Source organism: Thiohalocapsa sp. (assembly GCF_022340605.1).
Lineage (GTDB): Bacteria > Pseudomonadota > Gammaproteobacteria > Chromatiales > Chromatiaceae > Thiohalocapsa.
Genome location: NZ_JAJDNQ010000064.1, coordinates 12,712 through 27,720, shown reverse-complemented (window position 1 = coordinate 27,720; position 15,009 = coordinate 12,712). Strand labels below are relative to the sequence as shown.

Sequence of the window (15,009 nt, the reverse complement as noted above, 5' to 3'; positions counted from 1 at the left end):
TCGGCTGCCGGGCATTCCGGCAGTTATCAACAGAGAGTGTATCCAGTGGACAGCAGCAGTATCCAGCTCGCCGGCTCCGAGATCGGCGCCATCGAGCAGACGCAGGACCGCCTGCGCATCCATTTCTCCCGCGCCATCATCGTCAAGACCATGACCGGCTCCACCGAAAAGACGCTCTGGTGGCAGGCTGGCGACCTGCTGCTCGACGCGCCCGAGCTCGTGGGCGATCTCCCCGCCGCGCCGGTCACCTGCGCCGGCGGGGACATCGACGACAACATCTACACCTATCGAGACATGATCCCGCTGCCGCTGGAGAGCCGCGGCGCCATCCGTCTGGCGCTGACGCTGCAAGGTGACCTGCCGCCGCTGATCGCAAGCGGTCGTGCGATCCGGCTCGAGATGCACGACACGCCCAAGTACCAGCACCACATCCGCGACGAGTAATGCAGCCATGGAGCGCGGTACATGGCGCTCCTGGCGGGCATGATCGCGTTCCATGGCCAGCGGATGTCTCACCATCTGCGCCGGGTCTGCCTGGCGCCTACGCTGTTGCAGCCCGCATGCCCTGTGCTATGCTGATGGGCCGATTCCGACAAGATTATCCGCGCGCCGTCACCAAACCATGATCCGGCGGACGCGCGACACGACGACACTGCCTGCCTGAATCCACCCGCCAGCGCGCGGGCCACCACGACTCGCGGTGCACTGGGGCCCCACTGGAGGCCACCCGTCCTTCACCGCATGACGCCACCGACGCGAGCGCGGACACAACGCTGTCCCGGTGCTTGCCACCCCTCGGGGCGCGAACCGCAGGAGGGAAACAACGACCATGACCGCAACAAACCTGTTTCCGACGGGTGAGGTGGACTCTGCGACGGCCGAACAGGTACGGCCGTTCCGCGTCTACACCCAACGTGACCTCGACCGCATCACGGCCGTCCGCCACCTGCCGGCGGAACAGCGCTTCGCCATGAAGGTGGTATCCACCGCGTTGCCGTTCCGAGTCAACGACTATGTCATCGAACGGCTGATCGACTGGTCCAGGGTACCGGATGATCCGATCTTCCAGCTCACTTTTCCGCAGGCCGAAATGCTTTCGCCGGCGCACTATGCCGAGATCGCGCGCCTGCTGCGCCGCGAGGCCGACAAGGCGGAGATCGACGCCGCGGTTGCCCGCATCCGCCATGAGCTGAACCCGCATCCCGCCGGTCAGCGTGAGCTCAACATTCCGCGCCTGCCGAACGGCGACCTCGTCACCGGCATCCAGCACAAGTACCGCGAGACGGTGCTGTTCTTCCCGAGCCAGGGGCAAACCTGTCACGCCTATTGCAGCTTCTGCTTCCGGTGGGCGCAGTTCATCGGCGACAAGGAACTACGCATGGCGACCAACGAAGCGCAGGGTCTGCATGCCTATCTGCGCCAGCAGCGCTGTGTCACCGACCTGCTTGTGACCGGCGGCGATCCGATGGTCATGAGGACGCGGCACATGGAGGCCTACCTGGAGCCCTTGCTGCACCGCGACTTCGACCATGTCCAGACCATCCGCATCGGCACCAAGGCGCTCACCTTCTGGCCCTATCGCTTCGTCAGCGACGCCGACAGTGACGCACTGCTCAGCCTGCTGGAGCGGCTCGTGGCCGCCGGCAAGCACGTGGCGGTGATGGCGCACTTCAATCATTGGCGCGAGCTGGACACGGAGGTCTGTGAGCGCGCCGTGGAGCGTATTCGCGCCACCGGTGCACAGATCCGCACCCAGGGACCGCTGCTGGCCCACATTAACGACGAGCCGGACGACTGGGCGCGGATGTGGCGCACGCAGGTGCGCTTGGGCATCGTCCCGTACTATATGTTCGTCGAGCGCGACACGGGCGCACACCACTACTTCAAGGTCCCGCTGGTGCGTGCGTGGGAAATCTACCGCGAGGCCGCCCAGCAGGTTTCCGGCCTCGCACGCACCGCGCGCGGGCCGAGCATGAGTGCCGGACCGGGCAAGGTCGAGATCACGGGCGTCGCCGACGTCGCCGGGGAGACGGTGTTCGCGCTCCGCTTCCTGCAGGCGCGCAACCCGGACTGGGCGAATCGGCCCTTCTTCGCCAAGTTCGATCCGCAGGCCACCTGGTTGGACGAGCTCAAGCCCGCCTTCGGCGAGCAAGAATTCTTCTTCGAGGAGGAATACCGCGAGCGCTGGACCGGTCTCCTGCACTGAGCGTGGCGCGTCTACACGGCCATTGCGCCGTGCAGATCTCCGCCGGTTCACGGCGGTAACAACGAAAGACCCCGCTGCGGCACTGCCGCAGCGGGGTCTTGTGCGATGATTGCCAGGCGCCTCGTCAGGGGCGCATGGGCGCTGATGTCGCCTGGCTGAGGGACTGTCGGGTTACACCCGCGACGAGCCGACGATTTCGTGAGCGATGTCCACCACGCGGTTCGCCATGTCCATGTACTCCTGGCGATAGTTGGCGAGCAGGCCCTCGCTCGAGGCCCAGTAGTCCTTGCCGCTGACGCCGTGCTCGTGCTCGTAGTCGATGAACTCCTTCTGCATCTCCAGCATCTTGTCGATCAGCTCCTGCTTTTCTTTCTTCAGGGCCTCGATGTCGCTCATGGTCGTCTCCCCATCGGGTGTTCGGTTGGTTAGGCCGTGACGGGCAGCGACGAGGCGCTGCGGCCGCGGTAGCTGTCCGGTCCGGAATATGCAGATCTATTAATATACCATGGTTCTCCGAGACCGCGTCAACGACAACCCGCAGTCACGCGCCGCCGCTCAAGGACGCCCGCCTCCTGTCAGCGCATGTTCCACGTCATCCTCTATCAGCCAGAGATCCCGCCCAACACCGGTAACGTGATCCGGCTGTGCGCCAATACCGGTGCGTGGCTCCATCTCGTCGCGCCCCTGGGATTTACGCTGGATGATCGGCGCCTGCGCCGCGCCGGGCTGGACTACCGGGAATATGCCGATGTCCAGGTGCACGCGTCCTTCGCGGCCTGCCGCAACACGGTCAACTGGCAGCGGCTGCTGGCCTTCAGCACTCGCGCGTCGCACTGCTACGCCGAATGCACTTACGCTGCCGGCGATGCGCTGCTGTTCGGCCCCGAAACTCGAGGGCTGCCGCTGGAGATCCTGGCGTCTTTGCCGCGGGAGCACCGCCTGCGCCTGCCCATGCGCCCGGGCAGCCGCAGCCTCAATCTCTCCAATTCGGTGGCCGTGGTGGTCTACGAGGCGTGGCGGCAATGCGGTTTTCGAGGGGCTGCCACAGGGGCCGCCAGCTGAGCCGATGCCGATTTGGCATACATCGCGTCGGGCAGGACGCCCGCCATCGTCAGCGCCGGAGCCTGACTATTCGTCGAGCTCCGATCGACCCGCGCGCTCCAGCAGGTGCTGGGTGGCCTCGGCCGGCGTGGTGCCAGCGTAGAGCACGGCGTGAACCTCGGTCGAGATGGGCATCTCGACACCGAGCCTGGCGGCCATTGCGTGCACGGCCCGCGCTGTCACGACGCCTTCGACTTCCTGGCCGATCTCCGCCATGGCGTCTTGCGCGGGGCGGCCCGCCGCCAAGGCCAGCCCGAGGCGGCGGTTGCGGGATTGGTTGTCGGTGCAGGTCAATACCAGGTCGCCGAGACCGGCCAGGCCCATAAAGGTTTCGCGCCTTGCACCCAGTGCCTCGCCAAGCCGAATAACCTCCGCAAGTCCGCGCGTGATGAGCGCGGCGCGGGTATTGGCGCCGAAGCCGAGACCGTCGGCGATGCCGGTGGCGATGGCGATCACGTTCTTTGCCGCGCCGCCCACCTGCACGCCGATGATGTCGTCGTGGGTGTAGGCGCGAAAGCGCGGACCGCGCACCAGCTCCGCGAGCCGCTCAGCAAAGCCCGGCGCCGAGGCGGCCACCGTCACCGCCGTGGGCAGCCCGCGTGCCACCTCCCCGGCGAAGCTGGGACCCGACAAAATGCCGACGTCACGCGAGCCGAGGATGTCGCCCGCCACCTCGTGCAGGAGCCGCCCGCTGTCGGGGTCGAAACCCTTGGTGGCCCAAGCGACGCCAAGACCCGGCGCCAGTACGGGTGCCATTTGCCGCAACACCAGTGCGAAGAACTGGCTCGGCACCACCACGAGTACGGCGGTGGCATCATGCAGCGCGGCCGCGAGGTCCGCCGTCGGCAGCATGGACGCCGGCAGCGGGAAGCCGGGCAGGAACGCCCGGTTCTCACGTGCCGCGAGCAGGTCCGCGATGTGGGTCGGGTCGTGGCCCCAAAGACGAACCTCATGGCCATTGCCGCACAGCAGCAGGCCGAGGGCAGTGCCCCAGGAGCCGGCGCCGACGATAGCGATGCGCTCGGATCGCACTTGATCCTCGTCCAAAGGGCCGGCCTCAGTGCGTCGTCGCTGGCTCGCCGCCATCCTTGCCCTCGGCCTTTTCGGCCAGCTTTTGGGCATAAATGGCGTCGAAGTTGATGTGCTGGAGCACCAGCTGCGGGAAACCGCCCTTGGCCACCACGTCCGTCACCGCCTGGCGCACGTACGGGAACAGAATGCTCGGGCAGTAAACGTAGAACAGTGGGCCGTATTCCTGCTGTTCGAAGCCCTGGGCCATGACAATGCCCGCCTGCTGTACCTCGACCACGTAGGCGGTCTTCTCGCCCGCCTTGGCGGTGACGGTGACGGTCAGTACGACCTCGTGGCTATGCTCATCCAGCTGGTTGACTTTGATGTCGAGGTGCAGCGCCGTCTCGGGCTTCCATTCGCCCTGGAAGATTGCAGGGACGTTGGGCGACTCGAAGGACAGATCCTTCAGGTAGACGGTCCGCAGCGCGAATTGGCGTTCGCCGCCGCCTTGGGGCTTGGGTTCTTCAGCCATGAGTCATTGCTCCGGGTTTGCTTGCGGACGGGGCGGCACCTGCAGGGCGCCGGTGGACGCTGGGTGGGCGCTGGCCGAGCCCGTGCCGCCGAGATGGCGTTCAGCGCTTCTTGCGCGTCAATGGCAGGTCTGCGCTCTCCCAGGCGAGCACGCCGCCTTTGAGGTTGTAGACCTCCGGAAAGCCCGCCTTGCGCAGCAAGTGGCAGGCCGCTTGGGACTGCCCCCCGGAACGGCAGGTGACGATGATGGGCTTGTCCTTGAATTTCGCGAGCGCCGCGGTTTGGTTCTTGAAGCCGTTCATCGGGATGTTGGTGGCGTGCAAAATGTGCCCCTTCGCGAAGTCGGCCGCCGGGCGGACGTCCACAACCGTGGCGTCTTTGTGATTGATCAGTGCTGTTGCCCCCATCGGGTCGATGGAGCCCTTCTCACCCACCAGCAGGTTGTAGGTGAGCAACCCGAGGATGACCCCAAGGGCCATGAACAGGACCCAGTGGTTGCCCATGAACTCGAAGATCTGTGCCTGCATTGCGGAAACCGGTTTGAGGTTGTCGCGCGGGCTCGGTGCGCCCGCTCGGAAACGACGCGCGAGTATAAAGAGGTGTCGCCGGGGCGTCACGTGCGCCGCCCGCGGTGCGGAGGCTGGCGGGAGTTCGGGGCGCCCTTCGGCCGTTTGGCTCAGCGCGACTGATGGCAGAACACTTCGCGCATCATGCCGATCAGTTGCAGGGTGCGGGCGTCACCGACACGGTAGTAGACGCGGTTGGCATCCTTGCGCGAGGCCAGGATGCCCTTGTCACGCAGAATGGCCAAGTGCTGCGAGATATTGCTTTGCGAGGTGCCGACGTGCTCGACAATATCCTGTACGCTCACCTCCTCGGCGCCGAGGGTACACAGGATCTTGAGTCGCAGCGGGTGTGACATCGCCTTCAGCGAGCGCGACGCGCGCTCGATGTCGGCGTCATCGGCGAACAGCTCGACGGCGCTGCGCTCGCTGTTCAGCACCGGAATGGGTGAAGATGGCAGATCGGTCATCATGGACGCGGATTCTATATCAATTCATCATCATACGATAATAGACCTTTGGTGCAGCGAGCTGGTCGGCATTTTGCTCCGCGCTGGTCCTGCCCCAAGACCTCTGCCCCTCCCCGGCTTCGCGGCACGGCAACGCGGCGCCGATGCCGTGTCGAGTCGGCGGCTTGTGCGCATCGTGTTCTGTGTGCTCATGCTGCTGTTCCAGGCGCTCGCTTCCGGTGAGCCCGAGCCCGGGACGCAACACGCGGTGCCGGCCCGGGATCAGCCCTTGGACGTGCAGGAGGCCGAGCTGCATGCGACCGAGGCACGCCTCGCTGAACTGCGTGACCGGCTCACCGACCGAGAGGCATACCGGGACGCGCTGTATAAGGAGCTGGAGCGCAACGAGCGGGACATCGCAGAACTGGCCCGCACCGGCCACCGCCTGGCAGAGCGGCATGCCGATCAGCAGCAACTGCTTGCGGAGCTGGATGCCCGCCTGCAGCAGACCCGATCGAAGCTGGGCGCCGCCCGCGACGTGCTGGCCGCGCTGTTGCGCACCGCCTACGCTGCCGGACCCGGCGACCGCCTACGCCTGCTGCTGAATCAGCAGGACCCCGCCCGCGCCGGCCGCCAGCTCGGCTATTTTCGCGCGGTTGCGCGGCTGCGGGCTGCGCGCGTCGCCGACGTGGAGCGCTTGGCCGCCGATCTCGACCGGCTGCGGTTCAAGGCCGAGCAGGAGGCCGCGCGGCTGGCGAAGCTCGCCGCCCAGGAGCGCCAGACCAGGGGGGCGCTGGTGGCCGCACTCGGCGCGCGGCGCGCCGTGCTCGCGGATCTCGACACCGCTATCGCAGGCGACCGCGAGCGTGTCGCCGAGCTGGACGCCAACGCCACGGCCCTGCGCAAGCTGGTGGAGCAACTGCGCCAACGCGCGCGCATCGCCAACGAGATCGCGGTCACCCAGGAGAGCATCACGAGTCGCCGGGGCAAGCTGCCGTGGCCTATCACGCACGCGCGCATCGTCAAGCGCTTTGTCGGCAGTGCCCGTCCCGGCGACCTGCATGCCGATGGTGTCCTGTTCGCCGCGCCGCCCGGCAGCGAGGTATTCCCGGTGCACCACGGCCAGGTGGTCTACGCGGACTGGCTGCGCGGGTTCGGCCTGCTGCTGGTCATCGACCACGGCGACGGCTACATGTCGCTGTATGGCCACAACCAGGCGTTGTTGAAGGAGGTCGGCGAGTGGGTGGACCCAGACGATGTGGTTGCCCTTTCCGGCAGTGTATCCGGGCCCGATATAGTGGGCCATGGCGGCGATGGCGACGAGGGCCGGCTATACTTCGCGCTTCGCCGCAACGGCACGCCGTTGAATCCGTTGCCGTGGCTCGCGCGCGGCCCACAATGAATTTGCATCAGCCCGCACGAGCCCGGCCGCCCCTGTTGGGAACCACTGTTGGGAGTCACTATTGGGAACCGGCCGTACACCCGATGCCCGAAGCATGTTCCTGGAACACCCACGGCCACACGCTATCCAACGAGGAGCGCTGGCGGACTTGCCCGCAAAGCAAAGGCGGCGTCGCGCAAGCTTCCCGATCCGCTCAGCCAGACCACAGACCCAGCCCACACACAGCGCTCTGCGCTCAGATACGCCCATGTCCCAGCAATCCCTTCGTGCGCGGGCGACAGCCCGTGCCCCGGTCATTTCGACGCTCTGCCTGCTGCTCATGGCGGTGCCTGCCCTCACCCGGGCGCAAGCGGAGCAGCCGGTTCCGGCGCCCGCGGCTGCACCGCCCACGTCTGTGCCGGTAGAACCTTACCAGCCACCGGCGCCGGTCGAGCCGCCCGCGCAGCTGCCCGCCGACGGGCCGGCGCCCGCGCCCGCCGCGGGGCCTGAGCCCGGCGCGGCGGAGCAGCCTGCCGGCCCGGCGGTCACCGATGAGCCAGTGCCTGCCCCGGCGCCCGATCAGGCGCCTGACCAGGTTCCGGCAGACGAGGCCGCACCCGCGGACACTCCGGCGGCCGACACCGACGCCGCGGATGAAGCTGCCGCCGACGAAGAAGACAGCGACGCCCTGCCCCTCGACGACCTGCGCACCTTCGCCGAGGTTTTCGGGCGCATCAAGAGCGACTATGTCGAGCACGTGGACGACCGCGACCTCCTGGCCAGCGCCATCCGTGGCATGCTGGACGGGCTCGACCCGCACTCGTCCTACCTGGACCCGGAGGCGTATCGCGAGCTGCGCGTCGGCACCACCGGCGAGTTCGGCGGCCTCGGCATCGAGGTGGGCATGGAAGACGGCTTCGTGAAGGTCATCGCCCCCATCGACGACACCCCGGCGCAGCGTGCGGGTATCGAGGCCGGCGACCTCATCGTTCGCATCGACGGCAAGCCGGTGAAAGGTCTGAGCCTGAGTGACGCCGTCGCGATGATGCGCGGCAAGCCGGGCTCCAAGATCGAGCTCACGGTGGTGCGCGAGGACGAAGGCAACCCGCTCACCTTCAACATCGTCCGCGACGTCATCAAGGTCGCGAGCGTCAAGAGCCGTACCCTGGAGCCCGGCTACGGTTACATCAGGGTGTCCAACTTCCAGGCGCGCACCTCCGAGGACCTGCTTGCCGCCGTCGGCAAGCTCAAGACCGAGAACAAGAATGGCCTCAAGGGCGTCGTGCTGGACCTGCGCAACAACCCGGGCGGCGTGCTGAACGCGGCCGTCGGTGTCAGCGACGCTTTCCTGGACGGTGGACTCATCGTCTACACCATGGGGCGTAACGAAGACGCCAAGCTGGAGTTCAAGGCCGGCCCGGACGACGTCCTGGACGGTGCCCCGCTGGCGGTGCTGGTGAACGGCGGCAGCGCCTCGGCGTCGGAGATCGTCGCCGGCGCGCTGCAGGACCAGCACCGCGCGGTCATCATGGGCGAGAAGACCTTCGGCAAGGGCTCGGTGCAGACCATCGTGCCCATTGACGACCGCACCGCGCTCAAGCTCACCACCGCGCGGTACTACACGCCCTCCGGGCGCTCGATCCAGGCCATGGGCATCGAGCCGGATATCGAGCTGGTGCGTGGCAAGGTGGCTTTGGACGAAAACCCGAACGTCGCGCCGCTGAAGGAGGCCGACCTGATGCGCCACCTCGAAGACCCGAACAATGCGGGCGCGGAAAGCGTGGACAATGCCAACGACGAGGACGGCTCCCTGGCCGCCGAGGACTACCAGCTCGCCGAAGCCCTGCATGTGTTGAAGGGGCTGAGCTTGTTCCGCGGCGCCTCGGCGCGGCAACACTGATCCACTGGAGCCGCGATCCGCGGCGGGAGACGAGCAGATGGCACGGGTGTTGGTACCCCTGGCCCAGGGCTGCGAAGAAGTGGAGGCGGTGACCATCATCGACCTGCTCCGGCGCGCCGGCATCGAGGTCGTTACGGCCGGCCTGGACGCCACGCCGGTGCAGGCGAGCCGCGGCACCGTGCTGGTGCCGGACACGACCCTGGATGCCGTCGCCGAAGATACTTTCGACATGGTGGCGCTGCCCGGAGGCCAGCCCGGCGCAAACAATCTGAACGCTGATCCGCGTCTGGCGGCGATCGTGTCGCGGCAGGCCACGCAGGGTCGCTGGTGCGCGGCAATTTGCGCCGCCCCCCTGATGCTCGCCGATCTAGGACTGTTGGACGGCCGCCAGGCGACGAGCTTTCCGGGCGCGCTGGATACCGCCAAGCATCCGGAGATCCGGCTCAGCGAGGATGCCGTCGTCACCGACGGCAATCTCGTCACCTCCCGCGGCCCGGGCACTGCGATGGATTTCGCCCTCCAGCTCATCGAGCTGCTCGTCGGCCGTGAGCGCCGCGATGAGGTCGAGTCCAAGCTGATGCGCCCGCGCTGATCCCGACGCGGTACGGATGTGCCCCGGATGGGCCTCGACGCGCTAGCCGTTTCGGCCGTTGCGGAAGGACCACCTGCCCCCGTCCTGGTGGTGGCGCCGGTCGTGGCGTTCGGCGTCGCGTTCGCGGTCGTCTGGGTGCTGCGGCGCAACCTGTTCGGCCCGCTACGCATCCTCGACGAGCCCAACGAGCGTTCCCTGCATCAGGCGCCGGTGCCGCGCACCGGCGGTGCGGGCGTGCTGCTTGGGGTCGTGGTGGGTCTCCTGGTGGCGCTGCCCTGGTGGGTCGGCTCCCTCGCGGGCGCGTTCTGGCCCGTGCTCGCCACGGCACTGCTGGCGGCCGTATCACTCGTCGACGATCGCCGGCATGTCCCGGCGCCCTATCGGCTGACCACCCAGTTGTTGTCGGCGTTGCTGCTCTACACGAGTGGGCTTGCATGGTCTCGGCTCGGCTTACCGGGCCTCGAGCAGCAGGCGCTTCCCGCCTGGTTGATACCGCCGCTGACGCTCGCCTTTGTCGTCTGGATGACCAATCTGTACAACTTCATGGACGGCATGGACGGCCTTGCCGGTGGCATGGCGGTGCTCGGTTTCGGTGCGCTCGCCGTGCTCGGCTTTCGTGCCGGCGCCGCCGACTTCGGTCTGCTGGCCGCGGTCGTTGCCGCTGCCGCCGGCGGCTTCCTGCTGCACAACCTGCCGCGGGCGGGCATCTTCCTCGGCGACGTGGGCTCCGCGGTGCTCGGCTTCTGGGCGGCGGGGCTCGTGCTCTGGGGGGCCGAACGAGGGCTGTTCGCGCTTTGGGTCGGTCTGCTCGTGTTCTCTCCCTTTCTGGTGGACGCCACCTGGACCCTGGCGCGACGCCTGCTGCGCGGCGCCGCGGTCTGGCGTGCACACCGCGAGCACCATTATCAGCGCCTGGTGCTGGCTGGCTGGACACCGCGCCAGACCCTGCTCCGGGCCTATGTCCTGATGGCCGCCGCCGCCGCCAGCGCAATCGGGGGCCAGTCCCTCACCGTATCGGAGCAGTGGCTGCTGCTGCTCGCGTGGGCGGGGCTGTACTGGCTGGTGCATCTGCGCGTCGAGCTTGCCGAGCGCGCTGGCGCCGGTGCCGCCGCCGAACGCTGAGGCCCGCCTGCAATGACGCCCTGGCTCGACCGCCTGCGCTCCCGAACCGCCGCCTTCGTGCACGATCTGGTGATGGTGCCGGCGGCGTGGTTCTTGGCGTTCTGGACCCGTTTCAATCTCGAGCGAATCCCACCCGACTACTTCAGCATGGCCCTGCACATGCTGCCGGTGGTGGTGCTCTTGGCCGGGCTCATGTACTGGGCCTTCGGGCTGTACCGCGGCGTATGGCGCTTCGCGTCCCTGCCCGACCTGGTACGCATCCTGAAGGCCGTGGCGGCGACGACGCTCGCCGTGGTCGTGGTCCTGTTCGTCATCAACCGCAGCGAGCACCTGCCGCGCTCGGTCCCGCCCTTGTTCTTCGTGTTCCAGTTGCTGCTGCTGGCGGGGCCGCGGCTCCTGTATCGCTGGCTCAAGGACCATCGCCTGTCGCTGGGCAGCGGCACCCGAGTACTCATCGTGGGGGCAGGACGGGCCGGCGAGATGCTGGTGCGCGACATGCGCCGCGCCGGGGCGCGCCGATACGAGCCCGTGGCCTTTGTCGACGACAAGCTGCGCCGCCATGGGGCGGAGATCCACGGCGTGCCCATTCGGGGTGGCACCGAACTGATCCCGCGACTCACCCAAGAGCTCGGCATCGACCTCATCCTGCTCGCCATCCCGAGTGCCTCCGCCGCGGAGATGGGCGACCTGGTCCGGCTCTGCGAGCGCACGGGCAAGCCCTTCCGCACCGTGCCCAAGCTCGAGAACCTGATGACCGGGCAGGTCAGCATCAGCCAGCTGCGGCCGGTATCCATCGAGGACCTGCTCGGCCGCAACCCCGTGACGCTTGACTGGGACGGCCTACGCGCCGGCCTCGCCGGGCGCGTTGTGCTGGTGACCGGTGCCGGCGGCTCCATCGGTTCCGAACTGTGCCGGCAGGTGGTGGCCGCCCGCCCACGGCGACTGCTGCTGCTCGACAACTGCGAGTTCAACCTCTACCGGATCGAGCAGGAATTCGCCGAGCGCGCCGACGCGCCGGACCTGGGACGCTACCTGCTGGACGTGGGCGACCGCACCGGCGTGGATGCGCTGTTTGCCCGCGAGCGCCCGCAGATCGTCTTCCACGCCGCCGCCTACAAGCACGTGCCGCTGCTGGAGGACCAGGTCCGCGCGGCGGTGCGCAACAATGTGTTGGGCACCGGCGTCGTCGCCGACAGCGCGCACCGCCACCGCTGCGAGCGCTTCGTGCTGATCTCCACCGACAAGGCCGTGAACCCGGCCAACGTGATGGGTGCCAGCAAGCGTGCCGCGGAGATCCTCTGCCAGGGGCTGGCAGTGCAATCGCCGACACGCTTCATCACGGTGCGCTTCGGCAACGTGCTCGGCTCGGCGGGCAGCGTCGTGCCCCTGTTCCAGCGGCAGATCGAGCGCGGCGGCCCGGTGACGGTCACCGACCCGGACGTGGAGCGCTACTTCATGACCATCCCGGAGGCCTGCCAGCTCATCATGCAGGCGGCGGTGATCGGCGCCGGTGGTGAGATCTTCGTGCTGGATATGGGCGAGCCGGTGAAGATCAGCCGCATGGCGGAGCAGATGATCCGGCTCGCCGGCCGTGAGCCCGGCCGTGATATCGCCATCGAGTACATCGGCCTGCGCCCCGGTGAGAAGCGCTTCGAGGAGCTGTTCTACGACGCCGAATCGCTGACCGCGACGGTGCATCCCAAGATCCGTATCGCGCGCCGGCTCGCCACCGACGCCGACGCCGTCGCCGCCTGGCGTGCCGACCTCGCGGACTGTATTCAGCGCTGCGACATCGATGCGCTTGCCGAGCGCTTGCGGGAGATCGTGCCGCAGTGGCAACCTGCCGGCACGCACTACCGAGCCGGGGCGCCGGAGCCGAGCCATGTCTGACGCCATCGAGCGGGAACGCCGCCGCGAACGCGCCGCCAACGCGGACCGGCCCGAACCGCCGCAGTTCTCCCTGGAGGTCGATGCCCTCGCGGACGAAGCCGTCGGCTACCGCGAGCCGAACATCGACCTTAATCTGGATTTCGAGGACGAGCTGCTCGCGGAAGAGCCGGCGCGGCGCCCGCCACACCTGCTGGAGCGCCAAGCCGAGACTTCGCCGCGGGAGCCGGCCGCGGACGAGTCGGCGCCCGAGGTCGACGCCGGCCTGGCGAGCGCGGCCCGGCCGAGCCCGGCTGCGCCGTCCGCACCGCCAGAGCGGGCGGCCGAGCACGCGCTGCCTATCGTACTGTCGCTGCCGCCACCACCGCGGGCCGAGGTGTCGGCCGAGGCCGCAGCCATGCCGCCGCCCGGCGGCGCTGCCCGCACGCTCGCATCGGCACCGGCGGCCGAGGCGCCGCCGGCCCCCGATCTGTCCGCCGCCGCGCCGGAGGTTCCAGGCGTTGCCGACGCCGCTGTTGCCGATCCCGATTTTTCCCCCGTACCGGACACGCCCGAGGCGGCGCTGGTCGCCCACCTGCGCGAGCACGGCAGGCTCACGGACGGCGACCTCGCCCGGGCGCGCAAGCTCGCCGACGACGACGGCGTGCCGGTGCGCTCGATGCTGGTGCGCCTGGGCCTGGTGTCGGAGCGGGACATGGCCGCCGCCTACGCCGCGGTGCTCGACCTGACGCTCATCGGTGCGGACGGCTATCCGGACACGCCGCCGGGGGACGAGCACTTGAGCTTGCGCTTTCTGAAGGACGCGCGCGTGGTGCCGCTGCGCGAGCACGCCAGCGCCGTGGAACTAGCCGTCGCCGATCCCATGGACCGCGCCGCGGTGCGCCTGGTGGAGGAGGCCGCCGGGCGCCCGGCATTGGTGCGGGTGGGGCTGCCTTCCGACATCGACGCGGCCCTGGAGCACCTGTACGAGGCGCCGCAACCGGAAGAGCTGGACACGGACCTCGACGCCGAACTGGGCAACTTCTCCGAGGAAGACATCGAGCACCTGCGCGACCTCGCCAGCGAGGCACCCATCATTCGGCTGGTGAACCAGATCATGCAGCGGGCGGTGGAGTCGCGGGCGTCGGATGTGCACATCGAGCCCTTCGCCGACGAGTTGAAGGTGCGCTACCGCATCGACGGCATCCTGAAAGCGAGCGAGTCGCCGCCGGTGCGCTCCACGGCCGCCGTGATCTCGCGCATCAAGATCATGGCAAAGCTCAACATCGCCGAGCGCCGGCTGCCGCAGGATGGGCGCATCCCGCTGCGCATCCAGGGCAAGGAGCTGGATCTGCGCGTCTCCACCGTGCCCACCATGTTCGGCGAGAGCGTGGTCATGCGCCTGCTGGACAAGGAGTCCGTCAGCTTCGACTTCGACGCGCTAGGCTTCGACGGCCCGCCGCGCGAGCGGGTGCTGGAGATCCTGGAGCAACCCTACGGCATCTTCCTGGTCACCGGCCCCACCGGCAGCGGCAAGAGCACCACCCTATACACGGCGCTCTCGCGGCTCAACACCGGCGACCGCAAGATCATCACCGTCGAGGACCCGGTGGAGTACCAGATCCAGGGCATCAATCAGATCCCGGTGAAGGCGTCCATCGGCATGACCTTCGCGCACGCGCTGCGCGCTATCGTCCGCCAGGACCCAGACATCATCATGGTGGGCGAAATGCGCGATCTCGAAACCGCGCGCATTGCCGTGCAGTCGGCGCTGACCGGCCACGTGGTGCTGTCCACCCTGCACACCAACGACGCCGCCAGCGGTGTCACCCGCCTGCTGGACATGGGCGTCGAGGACTATCTGCTCACCAGCACAATCAACGGCATTCTCGCTCAGCGCTTGGTGCGCCGGCTCTGCCCGGCATGCCGCGAGCCGTTCCGGCCGCTGCCGGAGATGGCCGCGCGCTTCCTGCAACTGCCCGGCGTGGACGAGAACGATCTGACCCTGTACCACCCGCGCGGCTGTGCCGCCTGCAACGGCAGCGGCTACCGCGGCCGGCTGGTCATCGCCGAGGTGCTGGTAATGACGGACCGCATCCGCCAGGCCGTGCTGGCCCACGCCACCGCCACCGAGATCGGCCGCATCGCCGTCGAGCAGGACATGCTCACCATGTACCAGGACGGCCTGCGCAAGGCCGCCGCCGGGCATACGACGGTGGAAGAGGTGCTGCGGGTGGCGGCCGTCAGCGAGGAGTAGCCCCGAGCGCTTGGGCCGCTATCCCGCCTC

General features: G+C 68.2%; 14 protein-coding genes. 9 read left to right on the top strand and 5 right to left on the bottom strand.

The features are described from left to right. Window positions 1-45 precede the first annotated feature (45 nt). The gene (locus LJE69_RS08165) at window positions 46-444 is read left to right on the top strand and encodes a hypothetical protein (protein WP_296923751.1); all 399 of its coding nucleotides are present in this window, start codon (window positions 46-48) and stop codon (window positions 442-444) included. 385 nt (window positions 445-829) lie between these two features. Further along, window positions 830-2,206 carry a lysine 2,3-aminomutase gene (locus tag LJE69_RS08160; protein WP_296923749.1) on the top strand — a complete coding sequence of 459 codons (1,377 nt, stop codon included), beginning with the start codon at window positions 830-832 and terminating at the stop codon, window positions 2,204-2,206. A gap of 171 nt (window positions 2,207-2,377) precedes the next feature. Here LJE69_RS08160 and LJE69_RS08155 read toward each other — a convergent pair whose 3' ends face one another. Further along, window positions 2,378-2,602, bottom strand: coding sequence for a hypothetical protein (locus tag LJE69_RS08155; RefSeq protein ID WP_296923747.1), 225 nt, complete (start codon window positions 2,600-2,602; stop codon window positions 2,378-2,380). Window positions 2,603-2,788: 186 nt separating this feature from the next. Between LJE69_RS08155 and LJE69_RS08150 the strand changes: the two genes are divergently transcribed. Continuing rightward, on the top strand, window positions 2,789-3,268 hold the full coding sequence (locus LJE69_RS08150; RefSeq protein ID WP_296923745.1) for a tRNA (cytidine(34)-2'-O)-methyltransferase: 480 nt from the start codon (window positions 2,789-2,791) through the stop codon (window positions 3,266-3,268). Between the two features lie 66 nt (window positions 3,269-3,334). Here the strand turns inward: LJE69_RS08150 and LJE69_RS08145 are convergent, their stop codons facing one another. The 4 genes from LJE69_RS08145 to LJE69_RS08130 form a co-directional block, all read right to left on the bottom strand. Continuing rightward, the gene (locus LJE69_RS08145; protein WP_296923743.1) at window positions 3,335-4,354 is read right to left on the bottom strand and encodes an NAD(P)H-dependent glycerol-3-phosphate dehydrogenase; all 1,020 of its coding nucleotides are present in this window, start codon (window positions 4,352-4,354) and stop codon (window positions 3,335-3,337) included. A 10-nt stretch (window positions 4,355-4,364) separates the two neighbouring features. Continuing rightward, window positions 4,365-4,850, bottom strand: coding sequence for a protein-export chaperone SecB (gene secB, locus LJE69_RS08140; protein WP_296923741.1), 486 nt, complete (start codon window positions 4,848-4,850; stop codon window positions 4,365-4,367). 100 nt (window positions 4,851-4,950) lie between these two features. Next, a complete protein-coding gene (locus LJE69_RS08135) occupies window positions 4,951-5,376 on the bottom strand; it encodes a rhodanese-like domain-containing protein (RefSeq protein ID WP_296923739.1) in 426 nt (141 codons plus the stop codon). 149 nt (window positions 5,377-5,525) lie between these two features. Continuing rightward, the gene (locus LJE69_RS08130) at window positions 5,526-5,885 is read right to left on the bottom strand and encodes a helix-turn-helix transcriptional regulator (RefSeq protein WP_296923737.1); all 360 of its coding nucleotides are present in this window, start codon (window positions 5,883-5,885) and stop codon (window positions 5,526-5,528) included. A gap of 163 nt (window positions 5,886-6,048) precedes the next feature. Between LJE69_RS08130 and LJE69_RS08125 the strand changes: the two genes are divergently transcribed. From LJE69_RS08125 to gspE, 6 genes are all read left to right on the top strand, one after another. Then, on the top strand, window positions 6,049-7,263 hold the full coding sequence (locus LJE69_RS08125) for a peptidoglycan DD-metalloendopeptidase family protein (protein WP_296923735.1): 1,215 nt from the start codon (window positions 6,049-6,051) through the stop codon (window positions 7,261-7,263). 247 nt (window positions 7,264-7,510) lie between these two features. Beyond that, complete coding sequence (locus LJE69_RS08120; protein WP_296923733.1) at window positions 7,511-9,142, top strand: S41 family peptidase; 1,632 nt, start codon at window positions 7,511-7,513, stop codon at window positions 9,140-9,142. 37 nt (window positions 9,143-9,179) lie between these two features. After that, a complete protein-coding gene (locus LJE69_RS08115; protein ID WP_296923732.1) occupies window positions 9,180-9,734 on the top strand; it encodes a DJ-1 family glyoxalase III in 555 nt (184 codons plus the stop codon). A gap of 27 nt (window positions 9,735-9,761) precedes the next feature. Further along, the gene (locus tag LJE69_RS08110) at window positions 9,762-10,856 is read left to right on the top strand and encodes a glycosyltransferase family 4 protein (protein ID WP_296923730.1); all 1,095 of its coding nucleotides are present in this window, start codon (window positions 9,762-9,764) and stop codon (window positions 10,854-10,856) included. Window positions 10,857-10,868: 12 nt separating this feature from the next. Then, window positions 10,869-12,746: a nucleoside-diphosphate sugar epimerase/dehydratase gene (locus LJE69_RS08105; protein WP_296923728.1), complete on the top strand. Its 1,878-nt coding sequence runs from the start codon at window positions 10,869-10,871 to the stop codon at window positions 12,744-12,746. A gap of 559 nt (window positions 12,747-13,305) precedes the next feature. Next, window positions 13,306-14,979, top strand: a complete 1,674-nt coding sequence (gspE, locus tag LJE69_RS08100) for a type II secretion system ATPase GspE (RefSeq protein WP_296923862.1) — start codon at window positions 13,306-13,308, stop codon at window positions 14,977-14,979. Window positions 14,980-15,009: the final 30 nt, after the last annotated feature.

Coding starts and splice junctions, on each gene's coding strand:
- LJE69_RS08160 (WP_296923749.1), top strand. CDS start 830: ATGACCGCAACAAACCTGTTTCCGACGGGTGAGGTGGACTCTGCGACG.
- LJE69_RS08155 (WP_296923747.1), bottom strand. CDS start 2,602: ATGAGCGACATCGAGGCCCTGAAGAAAGAAAAGCAGGAGCTGATCGAC.
- LJE69_RS08150 (WP_296923745.1), top strand. CDS start 2,789: ATGTTCCACGTCATCCTCTATCAGCCAGAGATCCCGCCCAACACCGGT.
- secB (WP_296923741.1), bottom strand. CDS start 4,850: ATGGCTGAAGAACCCAAGCCCCAAGGCGGCGGCGAACGCCAATTCGCG.
- LJE69_RS08135 (WP_296923739.1), bottom strand. CDS start 5,376: ATGCAGGCACAGATCTTCGAGTTCATGGGCAACCACTGGGTCCTGTTC.
- LJE69_RS08130 (WP_296923737.1), bottom strand. CDS start 5,885: ATGATGACCGATCTGCCATCTTCACCCATTCCGGTGCTGAACAGCGAG.
- LJE69_RS08120 (WP_296923733.1), top strand. CDS start 7,511: ATGTCCCAGCAATCCCTTCGTGCGCGGGCGACAGCCCGTGCCCCGGTC.
- LJE69_RS08115 (WP_296923732.1), top strand. CDS start 9,180: ATGGCACGGGTGTTGGTACCCCTGGCCCAGGGCTGCGAAGAAGTGGAG.
- LJE69_RS08110 (WP_296923730.1), top strand. CDS start 9,762: ATGGGCCTCGACGCGCTAGCCGTTTCGGCCGTTGCGGAAGGACCACCT.
- LJE69_RS08105 (WP_296923728.1), top strand. CDS start 10,869: ATGACGCCCTGGCTCGACCGCCTGCGCTCCCGAACCGCCGCCTTCGTG.